We start from the raw sequence: 18,769 nt of genomic DNA, 5'->3' as shown, positions 1-18,769 counted from the left end.
TATTGAGTGTGACACCTTCAATTCTTGTTTCAATTTAAGCTTGGGGTTGGCAGAGAAAGAGACACAGGCTAATCCCGAATTCAGCCAATTAAAAGTGGTTGTGGCGGTGGATTATGACACGGGCAGCAAGATGCACACTAAGGTGAGCGAGTCGAGCGGGTCACCAGAGTTTGACGCCATAGCCACAGAGCAGTTACAGCGTTCGATGGAAGCGCTACTTGTGGTTATGGAGACTTTGCCTGAATCGGAGCGTGAAAGAGGCGAGAGTATTCATATTAACGTTGCCATCAAAACTGCAGACTTTCCGGTACCTCCTAAGGTAAAACCTAAGCCAGTGTTAGAAGAGAACTTTTATGAAAATGGTCAGCTGCAGAGTCGGGGCTATAAGCTTGATGGCGATAAGGTGGGCCATTGGCAGATATTTTTTGATGACGGCAGCTTACGATTCTATTCTCACCATCCTAGTGGTGTGCAAAAGATGTTTTCTGAAGATGGCCTGCTCCTAGAAGAGGGGTATTTTGAAGATGGGGTAAAGCAGGGGACATTTAAGAGCTATGACTTCGATGGTCACTTGGACACTTTGCGCAATTACTTAGATGGCGAGTTGATTGGTGTGAATGAGCGCTATTTTAAAGATGGCGGGCTGCAAGAAAAGACACTGCTTGATGAAAATGGTAATGGCATGCATCAGGAGTTTTGGCCTAACGGGGCACTTAAGTGGGAGACGACAGTGGCTGCTAGGCAACCTACTGGAGAGCAAAAATATTTCGCCCAAAATGGTGAACTCATTGCTGAAAAGGCTCTAATTGAAGCTAAGGTTATGCAGCAGTCTATTATCGATAAGGACTATGACACTTATATGCGCTTTGCCTTTAGCTACGTGATTGAGTATGCCGGCGGTGAAGCTGCATTTAAAAGAGGAATGGCTGCTTTATCGCAGCAGTTGTTGAGTGAAGGTATTAAGCGGGTCTCGACGATATTCAACGAACCGACAAAAATGTTTCTGCAAGAGGAGGAGGTGGACGAGTATTACGTTTACTTGCCTATTGAGATCAATATGAGCTCGCCTATAGGCGATGCTGTTGCAGAGACGGCTTTGATTGGGCTCTCTAAAGATATCGGTCAAACCTGGAAATTTGTAGAGGCTTCCATTGGTCGCGAGGAAGTGCTTGTTTTGCTACCAAACCTGCCGGATGCGCTTGAAATCCCGGTTTTCCCTGAGCCTAGATTGATTAATGATAGACCGATTAACTAGTATTGGAATGATAAAAAGCGCTAGCAAAAATGGACTAGCGCTTTTTGGTTACATCATTGAAGTGGTAAAACTCATTCGTTTAAGGATTTTATCTAAGTGGATTAGCTCAATGCAGCCTCAACCTTGTCTCGGATCTTGCGTGACTTCTCTTTAGCGAACAAAGTCATAAACTCATTTCCACCTGCTTGCTTGGCTAAGATATCCACTAACTCTGCTTTAGATTCGATACGCAAAAATGGCAGTAAAGGTTTAATTTCATCACGTTGTGCCATGGCGATGATGTATTGTCCCATGCATGGCTGGTAGTGTTTGATCATATATAGTAAGAGAAGTTCAGGCTTTACATTATGGCTAAACAGCCAATCAAGCAGTACTTGATAAGCAGCCTCTTCATAATCATCCTCATCGCATTCTAAGCGAGTCGCTAAGTCCATCTTACCTTGTAGGGCAAGCATGTCCATATAACCTGTTACTAACCCGTCTGTAATCACTTTATAAGCGCGATAACTGTGATTTGCTAATAACTTAACTAAGCGACCGCAACGTTCATCATCCAGTAGCCATACATATTGGCTCAGTGAGTGGCTGCGATATTCTTTTAGACTGACAGTAGTTTCATAGCTCACATACTGGTTAAACTGCGGCGCAAACTCAGCATAATCGAGTTCGCCTTGCAGATACGCCCATAGGTTTTGGTTAACTTGGTTTTGGCGCTCTTCTGGAGTAGCTAGGTTTTTTACCGCGTCAATCACGTTTTGGGCGTCTAATTTGTCATTGAGGATCACAACTTGGCCGCCAACGTAAAAATTTCCGTCTTTAAAAGCGTCTTTGTCTGCCACAAGTACTAGTAACTCGTCGCCAACCTGCTGCAAGATCTCAGTATATATCCAATCCATTCTATCGTTTTTACGGCTTTGGCTTAGATCGGCGTTAGGGTGCAATTTGACCTGAAAGCGCAATTTTTTAGGCAGTTCAGCCTCGTCAGTGACAAAGTCAGAGAAGATCACATTGTCGCTAAACTTGCTTGCAATCACCTCTTCCCAGGAGTTTTGATTAAGCTTAATAAAGTCGGCTAGACATTGCTTTAGTTCGTTATCAAGCGCAAAAGGCATACTTGGGAAGCGCATCGCCACATGTTTATGAAACTCGAGCTTTGTTGGTTGGTAGCTGAAATCTAATCCGCGCAGTAACGCCTTAGCATCATTGCGTCTTGCTGCAGCCATCATGCCTTGCTGCTCATTATCTAACTCACCCATTAGCTCGACTAAGTTCAGATAATCTTCAGTGCGAGATGAGCTAGAGCTAAATTGCTCAACTTGATAGGCCAAAGTAAAGGCTTTATCTATGCCATGGCTGTTGAGCATATCGAAGAAGTTACGTTCATCGACAGCTGAGTCAAATCTCAACTTGCGGCTATGTTCGCTATAGGCCTTTGCAATAATGTGCACGACTCTGATAGGAGCCATAGTGATAAGTAGCTGCCAAATACGCTTAGCATTAATGGCTTCTGGAATGTCGAGTTGTTTTAACCATAAGCAAATGAGTACCACTCGCTGATAGTCATCATTATAGTCATCTAAAAACTTATAGCTTTTTTGCATTGGGCTAATTTTAGGGAAATATAAAAATGCTTGGCGGCAGATATCTTGACCATAAAGATGTTGGTTTAATAGCTCAATCATCTGCAGTTGATTTAGCTCAGGCGTTGCCTCGGTAAAGTAAGCTTTGACTTGTGCCTGTTCACCGTCGTTTAAGCCTTTTTCATCAAAGGGGCCGTCGCCTAAAATATCGGTATTTTCTAGCATCAAGTTAACGGCTCGCTCGAATACGCCATTTAGCCTTACATGTAACGCTTGGGTGTAATCATCATTGATATTGTTCAGCGTATCTTGCAACAGCAAGTAGGCGCAAAGCGCATCGATGCCGAGTTCATCCTCGGACCAGTCTTGGCAGTTTAGGCAGGCGCGATTAGCAAATAGCTTATCGGTGTGCTTAAGCATCTCGGCAGTGACAGGGGTGTATTCTATGTCAGTATATTCACCGAGCAGACTTTCAAGCGCTTTTTGCTCTGCTCGACTTACACCGGAGTCAAGTTTTGGTGTTGCGTCGATAGGCATAAAGCGAGCGTAATAGTCTTCAACACTGATAATTGCCTGATATACCGACTCTCCTGTAAGCATATCGCATAGCTCGTCATCAAAAGGTTGATGGCCGAATAAACGATAGAAAATATCAACAAAACGCAGCATAGTTTGTGCGCTACGCACTTGGCTTTCAGGCTGGGTGTTAGCCTGCATGGCTTCAATATCAGCGCAGGCTTTATCAGAACCTGAACTAACTCTAATTATAAAGCCATACATTGCCTCTGCACCCATCTCATCGTCTAAATCTTGCTGTAGGTCTTTAGCGAGATAGTGCAGAGGCTCGTGGAAACTGTTGCGCACAGAATTAAAGTTACCTAACTCCCAGCAGGTTTCGTCGATAGTTTCGAACAGTGATAATGCATGCTGTTGGCAGTGCTTAATAAAGTTAAAGGGTTGAATCTCATCAAGTACCTCAGAATTTTTACCTGTTGAGATGTAAGCAAGCAGGGCATGGCTATTATCAAGGCTATGAATAAATTCATTGAACATTTGCAGCCCGCCAAGATACTCGTCGCGAGCTTCTTCGCGTTCACTGCGCTGAGTTTGGATTTTTTGTTGGTGTGCAATACTGCCAGCATAACAACACAGTGGTTTATTTAGCTCTAGTTTGAGTTGGTTTTGCAGCTCTATGGCTTCATTTTCGAGGGAGTCATTAATAAAGTGCTCTGCTAGTTCTTGGTCCCTATCCTCACTATATTGGCCGCAACAATCAGCTAACAGGGTGATATAAATGTCCAGAACAGGATTTTGCTTATAAAGTGGTTCATCAGCGCTATAAACTAACACCGGCAAGGAGTTAAAGCGTTGTTTTATCAATTCAATAAAACGCGGGTATTTATCTGGGTTCGCTTTTAAATAATCCCCAAGCGGTTGGTACCTTGGTGCAGGTTGTTCCCAATCACTGCCGTAAAAGGCAAATCTGAAGTGCGGGTTGTCACACCAGATAAAGGCGTTAATCATCGCCTCACACCAGCCATGTTGCTTTACCAAGTTAAGGAGCATGTCTCCATAGCCTACTGCATGTTCATCGTCCCAGTATGGGATAAAAAACTGTGCTAAATAAACCACATCGTTAGCGTCTTTAGCCGCCATCATATACAGGGGTTCTGCACCAAATACCCGAGTATGATCGAGCCACATCTTACTGGTGTCGTTTTCAAAGCGGGCATGGTTGACCATGGCTTGTGCAGTTTTACGTAGCTGTGGGGTGAGTGGCTCATGCTCAAGGGCGAGGGCAAATAGTAGGGTTTCAGATAAGTGCAGTTGACGTTCATCACTCACCACATAGCTACTTAAGTGGCCGCCATCAGGATTGAGTGAGAGTGCTGCCATTACTAGTTGCTGATCTTGTAGCATGTCCAACTGCAGGTGCTCACGCGTGCCATTGCTGTTATCCATAAACATCAAGTTTAATCGACCACCTCTATCAAAGGCTTGATGCGCTTCTAATTGAGCTTGATAGCTTTGCAAAGCTTGCTCGATACTGGCAGGGCTGTGGCGATTAAACTCGATAACTTGTAGTTGGCTAAATGTATCCATACTGCAGTCCTATAAACATTGGATTGATCCCTAGCATGTTGGGCTCACTACTAGGTTTTTACCGCAGAATAACTGATCACTCTAATCAGATCAGTTATTTAGCTAATGAATTTTATGATGGACTGGAAATCTGTGATAACAGAGGCATAAATGCCTAAAGTATCGGTTGTTATTAATTATGCTTGTTTGGTGATTAAAGCAATTGCAACTACAAGAGGTTAAGTTAAAAACTTACAGCTATATACTTAAAATAGTCTCCCCTAATTGAGCTTATACCTATATAATCTCGCGCCGAATTTAAGCCCTGCTAAGGTTCTGCAGCAGTCTAATTCCTTAATCTATATCTAACTTTTAAACCTCAATACTGATGCAAGCTGCGGGGATTGAGTGTTGTTATTTGAATACGAGTCATGATGAAAAAAGCGTTATTAATTTCGTTTGCAGTGAGTGCATTAACCGCGTGTGGCGGTGGTGGAAGTGAGTCAGAGCCATCTGGCGGCCAAGTGTTGGGTTCTGTGGTTGCAGATGCCTATTTGTTTGATGATAAGGCGCTTGCGAGAGTTAACTCGCGTCGCGGTACCAATTACAGTGCTGAAAACGGCGAGCAAGGTGAAGCTGAGTTAGCTACTTGGCATGTATGTGGCGATGCTTATAACAGCTTGGTTAATCCGAGCTTATATAACCAAGATTACAATAACGACGGTGTTGCAGATACCAACCTAACTGACGATAAAGGTAATCTTTACTTCAATATCGACCTTAATGGCGACAAGTTAGCAGAGTTAAACACACTGACCTCTCGTGAGGGGATTTACCTAAACGTTGATATGACTTGTGACGCCAAAGCAGACATAAATATCGATAAAGATTTTGATGGTATTAGTGATTTAAATATCGATGTTGATGGCGACATGGTCGCAGATCGGTTAATCGACATCGATGGTGATGGCGAGCCAGATTTCTCCTATACCGATAGCGATGGTGTATCGCTTGCCGGCGTGAAGGTTCTACTGCAAGGCAAGTATGGTGAGTTTGAAACTGTAACTGATGATAACGGCAAATTCTCATTTGAGCGCATTCCAACTGGCAGTTACACCTTAAAAGCGGACGATGTCGCCCTAGATGGCTCTAATATTTGGACTCGCACTATTGTTGAAATTGAAGAATTTGATGATTCGATTGGCGCGTTCAGAATGCACCAAGATCCGATCATTACGCAGGTTAATGTCAATAATGAATCCCATCAAAAAGGTTTCTGGCAGGACTTCTCTTGGTATTCGAGCGACATTGAAACTGAATATGCGGTAGGTGATAGTGTATGGGTAGAAGTGACGGTTGAAGATCCTAATAATCGTCCTGTCGTTGGTAAGTTTAGCGTTGATTCTGATCTTGGTACTGAAGAAGTTGTTACCGGAAGTGGAGTTTATCAATACCAGCATACGATTACCGCAAAAGACGCCGATGAATACATGGTGTCTATTATGGCTGAGTTAAGTAACGATGACGGCTTTTTTGGCTTAAACGGCATGACTGATGTTATGTTTGGTGCTCAGTTTATGATGGCGGATTACGTCGAAGCTGAAGAGCTAGAAGTGGAAACGGTTACCGTTGGTGAAGAAGTGTTTGATAACCCACCAGACTCTACTTATATGCTAGTTGAAGTGCAAAAACCGATTGCCATTGATGGTAGCGTACATATTGATATTGATGTCACAGGGCCAGATGAACGCTTAGCAGAGTTTTATGTGGTGGGAAGAAAAGATCTGTTTGATGATGTCCCTACTGGCGATAGCTACTTATTTGATGCTAGTGCCGCTTATCCTCAGTATGTTTATGAAGTTCAGTATGTTACTTACATCGATTATTTAGATGAGCGTGAAGAGGTGGTGATTAGAATCCCACTAGATACAGAGCGTAAGCCTGCAATGGTTGATAACTTATTAATTGATGGTGTCGTGGCAACGGATGTAATGGCTCGAGTTGGCCATACTTATCAACTTAAGGCGCTTTATAGCGACCCTCAAAATGATGTGGTTGAGTGCCGTTTTGAAAAGGGTGGTAACCATAGTGCGTTAGATAGCGTGATTAGCGATTGGGGTGTTTGTGAGGTTGACTACACCTTTAAAGCGGAAGATGCCGTTGACCAGTTTAATATTACTGCGCTAGTGCGTAATAGTGACGGTATTGTGACTTGGGATAACCATGATGATGCCAAATGGTATGATGTAAGTGTTACTAAATAAGTCGATTTAGACAATAGAAAAGGCTGCCAATAGGCAGCCTTTTTTGTGTTGCTAATAGCTTATTTTAAATGGATTAACGTCCGCCAGGCTCAGCAAAACGTGTCATCCAATCTTCTACTTGGTTGTACCAATAGATAGAGTTGTTTGGCTTCATGATCCAGTGGTTCTCATCAGGGAAGTAGATCATCTTTGATTCAACGCCGCGGGTTTGCAGAGTACGGAATAGCTCAAAACCTTGACCAACTGGCACGCGGTAATCAAGCTGACCGTGGATCACTAACGTTGGCGTATTAAAGTTCTCTGCAAAGTAGTGCGGAGAAATTGACTTGTAGATCTCAGGCTTTTCCCAGTAGCTGCCAAAACGGGTGCTGTGAACCGAGAAATCAGCCGCCATTTGCGAGTACATGTTGTATACCGCTGCGTGGATCATTAGCGCATTAAACGGATGCTCTTGACCCAAGATAATCGAGGTTAAATAGCCGCCATAACTTGCACCACCAGCAACCATACGCTCGCTGTCTATCCAATCTTTTTGCTCAAACCAGTCAGCCGCTTTAAGCACATCTTCAAGTGACTTGTTCTTCCAGTCAGGGTTGATGCTGTCAGCAAATTCTTGACCAAAGCCGCTTGAACCGTGGAAGTTAGGCCATGCAGTTACATAACCCCAAGAAGCAAATGTCTGCGCGTTCCAGCGGTAGTGGAAACCATCAGAGATCGCATTGTGTGGACCACCGTGGATAAGCATCATCAATGGGTACTTCTTGCTGCGATCAAACCCTGGAGGGTAGTGTACCCACATCTGAATGTCTTGGTCGTTATAGCCTTTGTAGGTTACCGACTCATAAGTGCCCATATCAACGTCAGCAAGAATGTCGTCGTTAAAACTATCTAGACGGGTGGTTTTGCCGTTACGTGGGTTAATGGTCACCAAACGTGCTGGATATAAGAAGCTGTCGTTAGTGGCAACGATAGTGCCGTCTTCTGCCATCACCGGCTTACCAAAGTTAGTGTCTTTGGTAATCGCTTTTACTTTGCCGTTTTTAGCATTGATGTGGTAAATACGGCTAGTGGCGGCATCATCAATAGCGGCGTAAAAACCTTTGCTGTCTTTAGTCCAGCCAAAGCGCGATACCGAGCGATCCCAAGTGTCGTTAATCACTTTAGGCTGACGCTTTTTCATGTCCATCAATACTAGACGTGAGGTATCAGCGTAAAAACCATGAATTAACTGTTGAGTAAAAGCTAAGGTTTTGCCGTTAGGGCTAAACTGTGGATTACTATTTGGCGCTTCGTTATCTGGAGTTAAGTTTTCAGCTTTACCACTACCGATTTTTGCTAAGAAGATATCAATCTTAGGATCAACTTCGCGGGTCTTCTTTGCTTGCTCCCAGCCGTTGGCAGTAAAGGCAATCCACTGCTCGTTTGGCGCAATATCATAGCTTGAGGCGCTTTGTGATGAACGTGGTAATTGCTGACTCAATGGTTGAGTGATGGCTTCGATTTCACCGCCAGTAGCTGGGATACGAAATACATGTGCCTGACGGTCTTCATCAATCCAGTGGTCAAAGCTTGAGTAAGGCAGCTCGGTCCATTGGTGAGCTGAAACCTTAGTGTCTTTATCGGCTTTTAGTTGCTCAGTCATCTCATCCCAGTTCTTACCCGGGAAAATACGGCTGATAAAGTAGATGTGTTTACCCACCCACTTCATGCCATATACGCCGCCTGGCACATCAGTAAGCTTTTGCGCTTCCCCTGGTCCCGTCATTGGCAGTAGGTATACCTGACCGGCTTTATCGTCATCACGCTTGCTGATAAACGCTAAAGTTTTACCATCAGGTGAGAAGGTGGCTTCGCTTGCACGCATGCCTTTAGCTGTCAGCGCTTGCTGGCTATCGCCATCTTTATCAAACAACCAAAGCTGGGTTGAGCCTTTGTCTTCTGGCACATCATATTGGGTCACAGGCGCAACGACTTTGTCGCCGTCCGGTGAAATAATTGGACTGCCTATACGGTTTAGTTGCCACAGCACATCAACCGAAAGGGGTTTAGTTGATTCTGCATATGCACTTGCCATAGGCATTAGCATAGACAGTAACAGGATCCCGGCTTTCTTCACGAGTGGTTCTCCTTGGGAGCAATTTGTTGAGTTTTTATTGGTTTTTTAGCCAGCTTGTAACTGGCGAAGCTAGTATAGCCGCGAATATTACAAAAAGGATATCAATATCAAAAGGCTGTTGCAGATGGTTGCATAACTGCTTTAAACAAAGATTAATTGCTGGGAATAGATGCAGAATTAAGAAGAGAGTGAGGTTGAAATAAAAATGGCGGCTGAACCTTGAGTTCAGCCGCCATTAGTTTGTGTGGTTTTAGCTATGATGCTAGCTGCGATTAAGCGAGATTAAAAATCTTCGTCGTCGCCACCGAAATCACCGAAACCGCCGTCATCAAAGCCGCCGAAGCTTTCATCACCGCCAAAGCCAGTATTAGCAAAAGTGTCTTCGCTAGCGTACTCAGAAGCAAAACCTGAGTTGTCATCTAAGAAGCTTGAACCAGTGTCTTCAGGTGCTGCGGTATCAGCAGCAGCAGCAGTTTCAGTTGGCGCTTCTGCCTCTGCAGGCGCTTCTGGAGCAACTTCAGGTGTCGCTTCCGCTGTTGCAGGTGCTTCGTCACCAAATAGTGCGTTGCTGATAAGGTTACCGGCAACCATACCCGCTGCAACACCTGCTGCAGTTTGCATAAAGCTACCAAACGCACTTGGCTGACGTACAGGTTGTGGTTGAACTGGTGCAGGGTTAGCACCGCCCATCATACGGCTTAGTGCGCCACGCTCAGATTCTTTTCTGAAGTGATCAACTTGAGTCTGTAAAAAGTCGCTCTTTGACTTAAGTTCCTTAAGTGCCATCTCTTGTACAAGTACCGCTTGAGTTAACTTGTAAACGATATCTTCTTGAGAAGCGATCTCTTGGCTGATTAGGCTTTCCGCTTCAGCATCTTTTGGCTTGTTAGGGCTAGCTTTTAGTTTGTCGGCTACGTTTTGAATCAGTTCTTGTTCTTGCGGAGTCATTGTCAAATTCCTAAATGTAAGGATACGTCTTTACGTATTTGACGCGCATCCTAGCCTAAGGTTCACAGAGTGCGTATAACTAATAATTAATGAGCTAATCAACAGCTTAAATAACTATCAGTTAACAACAATTAACAAACAAGCAGCTTTAAAAACTTACAAAGATTAAGAGAGTTTTATCTAAAATTGTTCAGGATTCAATCAGTATAGAGAAGGGAAATAAGGAATCGAGGAAGCTAGGAAAAGTTAAGATATGCTAAGTGGTAAAAAAGTGCTTACCCTATCACAGGGTAAGCACTTTCAGTTGGTCAGTTATGGTCTTAGAAAGACATAAATAGACCGACAACCGTAGCTGATAGTAAGTTAGCTAAAGTCGCTGCTAACAGTACTTTCATACCAACAGATGCGATGTAGCTAGACTTATTTGGGATCATGGTACTTAACGCTGCAACCACCATAGATACTGATCCGATGTTAGCAAAGCCACATAGCGCAACAGTGATGATAGCCACTGATTTTGGTGACATCACTTCGCCAGTCGCTGCAACAACCATGTCACCAGAAATGTATGGTGCAAAGCCTGCGTAAGCAACAAACTCGTTAAGTACTAGCTTTTGCGCAATAAAGTTACCAGCGATGTTAGCTTCTGCCCAAGGTACACCAATTAACCAAGCGATAGGTGAGAATGCATAACCCATCAATAGTTCAAGGGTAATGTCGGCATAACCAAATAAGCCACCAGCCCAACCAATTAAGCTGTTTAGCATTGCCATTAAACCGATACAGGCGATAAGAATTGCACCCACTACTGCCGCAATTTGCATACCGGCAATAGCACCTTTAGCAATAGCATCAATAAAGTTTGATGGCTTTTCATCATCTGGTAGTGCAGGCGCATCGTTAACAGGTTGCTCAGTTTCTGGGATCATTAACTTAGCAAATAGTAGACCGGCTGGCGCACTCATAAAACACGCCATAACCAAGTAGCGAACTTCAACGCCCATACCAGCAAGACCTGCTAATACAGAGCCCGCGATAGAGGCTAAGCCGCCCACCATGATGGCAAAAATTTCAGATTTAGTTAGGTGTTGGTGCCAAGGCTTAACAAAGAGTGGCGCTTCAGTTTGACCGCATACTGTGTTAGCAATGGCGTTCATTGATTCCGCTTTAGATGAACCAATCAGCTTTTGTAGACCACCGCCTAGCACTTTTACCACAAAGCCCATAATGCCCATGTAGTGCAGTAAGCTTACAAGTGACGCAGTAAAGATAATTGCTGGTAGTACTTGGAAAGCAAAGATAAAACCTAGGTTTTCAACTTGGAAAGTCACTAGGTTACCGAATACAAAGCTAATACCTTTAGACGCAAAGCCTAAAACGTTAGCAACGCCGTTAGATAAAGACAATAATACGCTTTCACCAAAACTGGTGGCCAATACAAAGCCTGCAATGGTTAATTGGATGATCAGCGCGCCACCGACGGTACGCCAGTTAACTTGCTTTTTCGCGTTACAAAAAAGGTAGCCCACTACAAGTAGCGCTACGATACCTAATATGGATTGAAACATAATAGTTATAACCTATTGTTTATTTGATAAATTAAGCAGGTTTGCTCAGTTAGTTGAGTAAATGGGTTAAGCGCTCTACATGTTGTTGAGCTAATTGCATAACGGTGTTTTGATCGCCGCCTTCATCAGGTGTTGAATTCATCTCGAAGGTGATAACCGTATCGACAATGTCCATTTGTGCGGCCTTAACGGGATGCATAGCGGCTTGTAAATACTGCTCAATAGGCAAGAAGTTAAACTCACCTGGTTGATAGGAGTTTTCGGTTGCACCACAGGTAATCGATAAGATCACTTTTTTGCCTTTTAGCTTGTCGCCGTTAGGACCAAAGGCAAAGTTGTAGGTAAATACTTCATCAAACCACAGCTTCATCAATGCCGGATAGGTTGACCAGTACAGTGGAAACTGGAAAATAATCGTATCGGCTTGAGTCAGTAAGGCTTGTTCAGCGGGGACATCAATTTGAAAGCCTTGGCAGGCCTCATCGAGTTTATGGATCTTAATCTGGCTAGTTGTCGCTAGCAGGTTAAGTATTTCGCTATTAGCAATTGAGCGCTGAAGATCTGGGTGGCCCGAGATCAGTAGCACATTGCTGTTGGTGTCATTCATTTTGTTTACACTTAAAGTCGTCTAAAAGTCATAAATAAGTGCGCGCAGTCGACCTCAAAACCGTTGTTTTTGAGGTTAATATTAGTTTTATAAAGTTGACCTTTTATCAGGTCTAGATCTACGGCGCGCTAATATTGCACAGACGCCTATTAATGTGGATTAACTTGATAGGATATTGGCGGGCGAGTCACACTTACCTTGTGGCTCTTGCCTGATTGTTAGGCTGTTTGCGGTGTATTTAGCCAGCAGCATAATATTGCTAGCACTAAAACGATTATCAGCTCATTTATCTAAGGCTGTTTTACTGCTTATTTAGTAGGGAGCTTTTGGCTAACTTCTATCTTGGATTGCGTCTTAGTGAAATATCGCCACTAATAATTTCGACTTGCTCACCAGTTAAACTCACCAACTTAGCTTCAATATGCATCGACATCGGAAACTGACTATCGGGTTGCTTAATGATCACTTCAGCATAGGTTCTGACTCGATTAGATAAAAAGTAATAGCGGCCATCCCAGGTACAGTCAAAGTAGAAGTTTTTCTCGCTAAGATTAATGTTCTCTAGCCGATTTTTAGAGTGCCTTAGATAATTGTCGGTGGTGATAATGCTGCAAGTGTTCTTGTTACTGCCATTGGCGTTAGTAAATTTAAAATTGAGCGCTGACTTATTATTAAGTTTGCCTTCTGTGCCGCCTAAGTACTTATTGAGCGTAATTGTGGTCATTGGGGTTTTATTATCTGGCTTATTTGAATCAGTTGCGTTAGCTGAATTTGTTGCCGGTGTCATTACAGTTGTTTGCGTTAGGCTCTTTGCCGTCGCTTGGGTTTTTAGTGATAACAGCAGCAAACTTACCGCAACACACATGGCCGCGAACCAAAGTAGAATACGCATGTAGCCTCCCTTGCTATTTCGTTTGATTAATCAAATGATGCACATCGCATTTTGATTAAATCATGCACTGGAATGTGAACTGGAGCAAGTTTGGCTAAGTAATTAAGGTTTTGAAAATTAAGCAATTAAACCTTAAGTATTTGCGAATGTTATTTTTAATTGATCGTTGCGAGACAATAAAAAAGCAGCCTAAAAGGCTGCTTTTGAGTCATGCTAATTAATTTACAGCGCTGCTATGGCGCTTGATTAACCTTAAACAAACTAACTTATACTTAACTACTGCACTTTTTGTGCACTTAGCTCAGTGGTCGACTCTACCGCTGCGGCAATATCACTTTCATTAAACAAGAAAGGACGGAATTGCTTGCTTGTAGAGTAACGCTCAGTTTGGTCGTTAAAATACGGGCTCAATCTATTGGTTGATTGTGAGTAGGTTAAAATGCCTTTAGCAACAGGGCCGTTGTCAGTAAAGCTCACTGCCATCATCCAACTTGAACCATAGCGGATAGCGTAACCCTGATCTGATAAACCCGATGCTAATGGCTTACCGGTTACAGCGTCCATAACCGCGGGGTAGCTATGCTGCGGCACTAACGTATCGTCACCACTTAAGCTGGTTGAGAACACGTTAAAACCCCCTTCAGCGTTATGGGTACCCGGCCATGGTTGCTTGTTACCTGATGGCATGCCGTCTGGCAGTGATTTTTCAACAAACTGCACTGTACCCATGGCTGCATCAACGGCAAAACCAGCTGCTTCAACGTTTAATGCCGCTTTGGCTAAGGCAACGAGTGCACTGCCGTCAGTGGCTAAGGTATTTGGAGTTGTTGCAGCTTGCTCAAAATCAAATGGCACAGTTAGCATGCTATTTTGATCAAATTGATGTGCAAACTCACGGATTAATGCTCCGCCAATGCTGTCGTTATCTTGCTTACCATTCCACTGTTTTAGTGCGGCGCAGGCAGCGCTGATATCTTTAGATTGGTTAGCGCTTACCATTACAGGGGTATCACCTTGAGCTTCACACTGGGCGATCAAATCATCAAAGATTAGACTATCAAGATAAATATCATTGCCAAGCGCTGCAGCTTCTAACTCATCAAGATTAAACTTGCCATCTTCACCGCCAGCCTCAGCGATTAACTTTAATGCCATACGAGTACGTAGAGATTGTTGTCCACGCTCTGGGCCATACATGGCAGAGTAGCCTTCAAGTGGTGCGTCAAGGTTAGTTGACCAGAATGAGTTATTAGAGTTTTGCACAAAGTCAGTACGTTCAAGCTTAGGCGCATACTCGTAAGCGAGCGGCGCGTCGTAAGCAAACATAGAGGTGTTACCTGGCAAAATGGTAAAGCCAGCTTGCTGGCGGGCAGCAATAATATCCGGGTTGGTTTTCAGTAAGCTAATGGCAATACCTGATAACCCCGGTACCGTCGAGTCATCAATATAGAAGGCGTTACCTTCTTTATCGGCATACATGGTGTTATTGAAAATCACCCCGTCAAAGTCTTTAAAGGCTTGCTGGAATTCGTCTTTATTGGTTGCACGGTTCATGGCGAGCCAGTGATCGATAGGATCTTTGTTAGCCATATTGGCATCTTGCAGCATATAGGCTTGACCATCATCCCAACCAAATGGTGCCTGACTCGCAGGTGCTTCAGCGATTGGACCTTTTGCAGTGGTGTAGATATCTTTTTCTGCTACCAGCATGCCAGCAGGGCCACCATTCACTAAGATCTGTACCGTTTCTTTAGTGATTGGCATGGCTTCGCCATCAAACAAGTATTGCATGCGGTCGCCACTGACCAGCTCTAGGTTATAAAGCACAAAGTGCTCCGCGGTTGAGAAGGTATGGGTCCAAGCCACATCTTTGTTGAAACCAATATTAATCGCGCCCGGCATACCTACCAATGAGCCGCCCATCACATCAATATGACCTGGAATAGTTAAGTGAGACTGCCAAAAGCGCAGGTTACCTGTGTGTGGGAAATGCGGATTACCCAGCACCATACCTTTGCCGTTTTCGGTTTTGTCTTTACCCAGGCCCCAGCCGTTTGAGCCGAGATTGCGTGGATTGGTTTCTGGGGTAGTAATGGCATTTTGGAAAGCGACAAACTTGCTATTCACATCTTGGATAAAGGCGGTTTGTGCCTCGGTTGCAGCTTGAGTCGGAGCTGGACCAATAATGCGTGGCAAATACTCTTGGCCATCTCCAGGGTTGGCGTAAAAAATCAGGTCAAGGAAATTAGCTGCGCCAGGCAGCAGGGCGATGGAAAATAGATAGTTGGCAACATCGACACCATCAACAGGCTTTACCCAAGGTTGGCCTGCACAAAATGGATCGCCGTTTTGTGTGCCGGCTTCAACATCGGCCAAATATTGGTTATAACCGGCACTAAAGCCTTCCATTAATGCACGGGAGTTATAACTAAAGCTTGGGTATTGTGCTTCCGCTTTTTCACGAATTTTAAGGGCTTTATAGGAAAAATCTGAGATTAAGTTACCGTTATCTTCAGCGGTCGGCAAGCCTGTGGTGAAATCTAGCGAGGCGTGAGGACCAAAGTACATTGAGCGTTCAGAGTTGGCTTTAATAAAGCCATCGGCGAGGATACATAGATTGTCTTGAGCTTGAGCGTAACCACTACCAAAACCTAAGCTTTCAAGGTTATCAGCCTTAATGTGCGGCACACCATAGCTGGTTCGGCGAATTTGTGCATTGAGCTTTCCATCTGGAGCAAATACTTGTAGTGGGGGAATAACTTCAGGTGTGGGCTCTGGCACAAATAGTGAGTCACTATTGTCGGTTTCATCATAGCCACAACCTACTAAGGTAACTGTTGAAGCTATCCCTAAAGCGAGCACTAACTTATTTAGGCGCATTAAAAGATCCTTTTTATTTGTTGTTCCACCAATCAATGTTGATGGATACTTTTATTATGTCGGATGTCCTAATTTTGATAGTAAAACATATACTTATTGAGCTATTGCACCAATAAGTACCCAAAATGTTTTTATCAAATACAGCAAGGGCATGGCTGTTAGTTAATCAGTCATTTAAACGTTTGTCTACATACATGCAATATTTGCTAATACTTAATGCTTAGTAAGCAATGACTCGACTGCCAAAGAGCAAATCAGTGGTATAAATGGCTAGAGTTAGCGGGATTTTCGGTGAGATTGAAGGGCGAATGTGTTCAACTGTTTCTGCAAGCGCTGTTAATGCAGGCATAAAGCTAAAACCTTTACTGGGACTGACTAAACTAAAAAAGACAGCGTAAGCTGTCTTTTTATGTATTTGTGCATTGTGCTTTAACATTATGCCGCTGGTTTAAGCGCTTGGTAGTGTTGCGACCTAAAACCCTTGTGACACACGCTTACAGTAGCGCTGTTCAAAATGAAATGGCGTCATTCTTAGGGTGCGGAAGGCATCTACCCAGCCTACTACCATAGGCACAAGTGTCCAGCTGAATGCCAGATATAAACTGCCTTTTAGGTGTTGTCCTAGGTAGAACTTGTGCAGGCCTAAACCGCCAAGTAGCAAGCTGAACCAGATAGCCAGTCTCTGGTTTTTAATGCGAATATCAGGATCTACGCCGGATAGAGAATCAAAACCTTGTGCAGCATGACATTGAGGACAAGTAACTACATTAAGGTCGATCTTATGGTTGCACTGTGGGCAATCTAGGGTTTGCATTACGGACTCCAATTGTCAATTTGCGATAGAGCCATTATGTGTACAAGTGTGCGCTGAAAAATAGGTGCGCAGCTCACAAAATGAAAATAAAGCAATTTGAAACCGCACAGGGATCACGGTTAGTTGAGCAAGGTTAGTATCCATGAGTAAGCAAGAACCATGATTGAATAGTTAGGTTTTGCAACGCCAAACTTTGCAATGGTGGGGCGTTGGATAGCTTACATGGCTTATGGGCAGTTTTATCATAAGGCTATTGCAGAATCAGCCCCAATTCGCGGGGAGCATGTTATTGGCTGGTTATTTCATTATCTGATAGGTATTGCGCTTGCGGCATTATTAATTGGTTTATGGGGGCAGACGTGGATTGAAAACCCAACACTTGGACCCGCACTTATCGTCGGGGTCGCCACCGTAGTTGCCCCTTTTTTGGTAATGCAGCCAGGCATGGGGGCGGGAATTGCAACTTCTAAAACGCCAAAGCCTGCCATTACTCGACTACACAGTGTTATTGCTCACGCTGTGTTTGGGCTGGGCTTATATCTTTCAGGTTTGGCAGTAAAGTTACTCACTTAAGGTGGTCCCTGTCTTAACCTTTTACTTTACAAGTTAGCCATCTAAATAACTGAAGTTAAATTAAAAAATATAGTTTACACTCGCATCAATGAGCGATAAAAGCCACTAATGGTTTGCTGTTGTCAAAGAGTGATTATGAAGTTTTTAATTTTATTAATGGTTTTCTTACTGGCTGGGTGTGCAAGTTCAGAGCAAGGCCCAGCCCTTGCTTTTGAGAGTTATCGCAAAGCGGCTGAACAAGGTGATGTCTATGCGCAATACGAGCTGGCACGCTTTTATGATTTTGGGAGCGGTACAGTGAAGGATAAACAGAAAGCGATTGAGTGGTATCAAACCGCGGCAACGCAAGGTCATGCTGATGCGCAGTATACACTCGGTACCTTTTATGATTATGGGCTTGGCGTGCCTGAAAATAGGCAACAGGCATTGCATTGGTATTATCAAGCGGCAGAGCAAGGGCATATCGATGCGCTTTATGCCATCGGAATGATATTTCACTCAACTAAGCAAAATTATCCACAAGCCATTTATTGGATCAGAAAAGCGGCAGTTAAAGGCCTTGATGAAGCTCAGTATGATATGGCTAGAATGCTAACTTTTGGTGTTGGAATTGAAGAAGACAGACAGCAAGCATTTACTTGGTATATGAAAGCCGCAGAGCAAGGCCATGTAGCCTCTTTATTTTATATTGGTTCAGCCTATGACTTTGGCCAAGGCGTGGCTGCAGATCCGGTTAAGGCTTTTGCTTGGTATCAAAAGGCGGCGAATAACGGCCATGCCAAAGCGCAGTTTTACCTAGGTTCAATGTTTGAGCAAGGTCAAGGCACTCAGGTTGACAAAGTACAGGCAATTAAATGGTATTTAAAAGCGGCAGAGCAAGGGAACACTGGTGCGCAATATAGCCTTGGGGTGATATTTGAACTGGGTGATGGTGTGGCTCAAAACATACCTGAAGCGATAACCTGGTATACAGCCGCTGCTAAGCAAGGCGATGCAGAGTCGCAATATGTTTTGGGCACCTTATATGAATCGGATAAAAGCGACCCGCAAAACTTACAGAACGCTGAAAAGTGGTATCTAGAGGCTGCGGCGCAGGGACATCAAAAAGCCTTAGAAGCATTAATGTCGAGCGCTAGCAAACCGCAGTTCGTACACTGATTTAGAAAGTTCGGTGCCTCAAGCTTAGTAAC

General features: G+C 43.9%; 12 protein-coding genes and 1 pseudogene. 4 read left to right on the top strand and 9 right to left on the bottom strand.

The genetic code is table 11. From position 1 onward, the window contains the following. Window positions 1-46: 46 nt before the first annotated feature. Window positions 47-1,255 (top strand): toxin-antitoxin system YwqK family antitoxin, encoded by a 1,209-nt coding sequence (locus L2748_RS06515; RefSeq protein ID WP_220780260.1) that lies wholly within the window; start codon window positions 47-49, stop codon window positions 1,253-1,255. Window positions 1,256-1,356: 101 nt separating this feature from the next. On the opposite strand, the gene L2748_RS06510 is transcribed toward L2748_RS06515, so the two are convergent. After that, the gene (locus L2748_RS06510; protein WP_220780259.1) at window positions 1,357-4,938 is read right to left on the bottom strand and encodes a hypothetical protein; all 3,582 of its coding nucleotides are present in this window, start codon (window positions 4,936-4,938) and stop codon (window positions 1,357-1,359) included. A 413-nt stretch (window positions 4,939-5,351) separates the two neighbouring features. Here L2748_RS06510 and L2748_RS06505 point away from each other — a divergent pair, with 413 nt between their 5' ends. After that, a complete protein-coding gene (locus L2748_RS06505; RefSeq protein ID WP_220780258.1) occupies window positions 5,352-7,181 on the top strand; it encodes a carboxypeptidase-like regulatory domain-containing protein in 1,830 nt (609 codons plus the stop codon). 73 nt (window positions 7,182-7,254) lie between these two features. On the opposite strand, the gene L2748_RS06500 is transcribed toward L2748_RS06505, so the two are convergent. The 8 genes from L2748_RS06500 to L2748_RS06465 form a co-directional block, all read right to left on the bottom strand. Further along, window positions 7,255-9,297 (bottom strand): S9 family peptidase, encoded by a 2,043-nt coding sequence (locus tag L2748_RS06500; RefSeq protein ID WP_220780257.1) that lies wholly within the window; start codon window positions 9,295-9,297, stop codon window positions 7,255-7,257. A gap of 282 nt (window positions 9,298-9,579) precedes the next feature. Beyond that, window positions 9,580-10,245, bottom strand: coding sequence for a DUF2076 domain-containing protein (locus L2748_RS06495; RefSeq protein ID WP_220780256.1), 666 nt, complete (start codon window positions 10,243-10,245; stop codon window positions 9,580-9,582). Between the two features lie 320 nt (window positions 10,246-10,565). Beyond that, window positions 10,566-11,813, bottom strand: coding sequence for a NupC/NupG family nucleoside CNT transporter (locus L2748_RS06490; protein WP_220780255.1), 1,248 nt, complete (start codon window positions 11,811-11,813; stop codon window positions 10,566-10,568). Between the two features lie 49 nt (window positions 11,814-11,862). Further along, window positions 11,863-12,420 (bottom strand): NAD(P)H-dependent oxidoreductase, encoded by a 558-nt coding sequence (locus tag L2748_RS06485; protein ID WP_220780254.1) that lies wholly within the window; start codon window positions 12,418-12,420, stop codon window positions 11,863-11,865. Window positions 12,421-12,757: 337 nt separating this feature from the next. Next, window positions 12,758-13,312, bottom strand: a complete 555-nt coding sequence (locus L2748_RS06480; protein WP_246616110.1) for a hypothetical protein — start codon at window positions 13,310-13,312, stop codon at window positions 12,758-12,760. A gap of 276 nt (window positions 13,313-13,588) precedes the next feature. Then, window positions 13,589-16,192 (bottom strand): acylase, encoded by a 2,604-nt coding sequence (locus L2748_RS06475; protein WP_220780253.1) that lies wholly within the window; start codon window positions 16,190-16,192, stop codon window positions 13,589-13,591. A gap of 220 nt (window positions 16,193-16,412) precedes the next feature. Continuing rightward, window positions 16,413-16,541, bottom strand: coding sequence for an RNA-directed RNA polymerase catalytic subunit (locus L2748_RS06470; protein ID WP_220780252.1), 129 nt, complete (start codon window positions 16,539-16,541; stop codon window positions 16,413-16,415). 123 nt (window positions 16,542-16,664) lie between these two features. Then, window positions 16,665-17,006, bottom strand: a complete 342-nt coding sequence (locus L2748_RS06465; RefSeq protein WP_220780251.1) for a TM2 domain-containing protein — start codon at window positions 17,004-17,006, stop codon at window positions 16,665-16,667. A gap of 183 nt (window positions 17,007-17,189) precedes the next feature. Here L2748_RS06465 and L2748_RS06460 point away from each other — a divergent pair. Both L2748_RS06460 and L2748_RS06455 read left to right on the top strand, forming a co-directional pair. Next, window positions 17,190-17,579 (top strand): annotated as a pseudogene (locus tag L2748_RS06460) (DUF2938 domain-containing protein); the annotation flags it as partial. A gap of 135 nt (window positions 17,580-17,714) precedes the next feature. After that, window positions 17,715-18,737 (top strand): SEL1-like repeat protein, encoded by a 1,023-nt coding sequence (locus L2748_RS06455; protein ID WP_220780249.1) that lies wholly within the window; start codon window positions 17,715-17,717, stop codon window positions 18,735-18,737. Window positions 18,738-18,769 lie beyond the last annotated feature (32 nt).

The sequence above is a fragment of the Shewanella sairae genome (assembly GCF_023283535.1).
GTDB lineage: Bacteria > Pseudomonadota > Gammaproteobacteria > Enterobacterales > Shewanellaceae > Shewanella > Shewanella sairae.
Note: the sequence above shows the minus strand (reverse complement) of the source record. Positions and strands in the feature narration are given on the sequence as shown.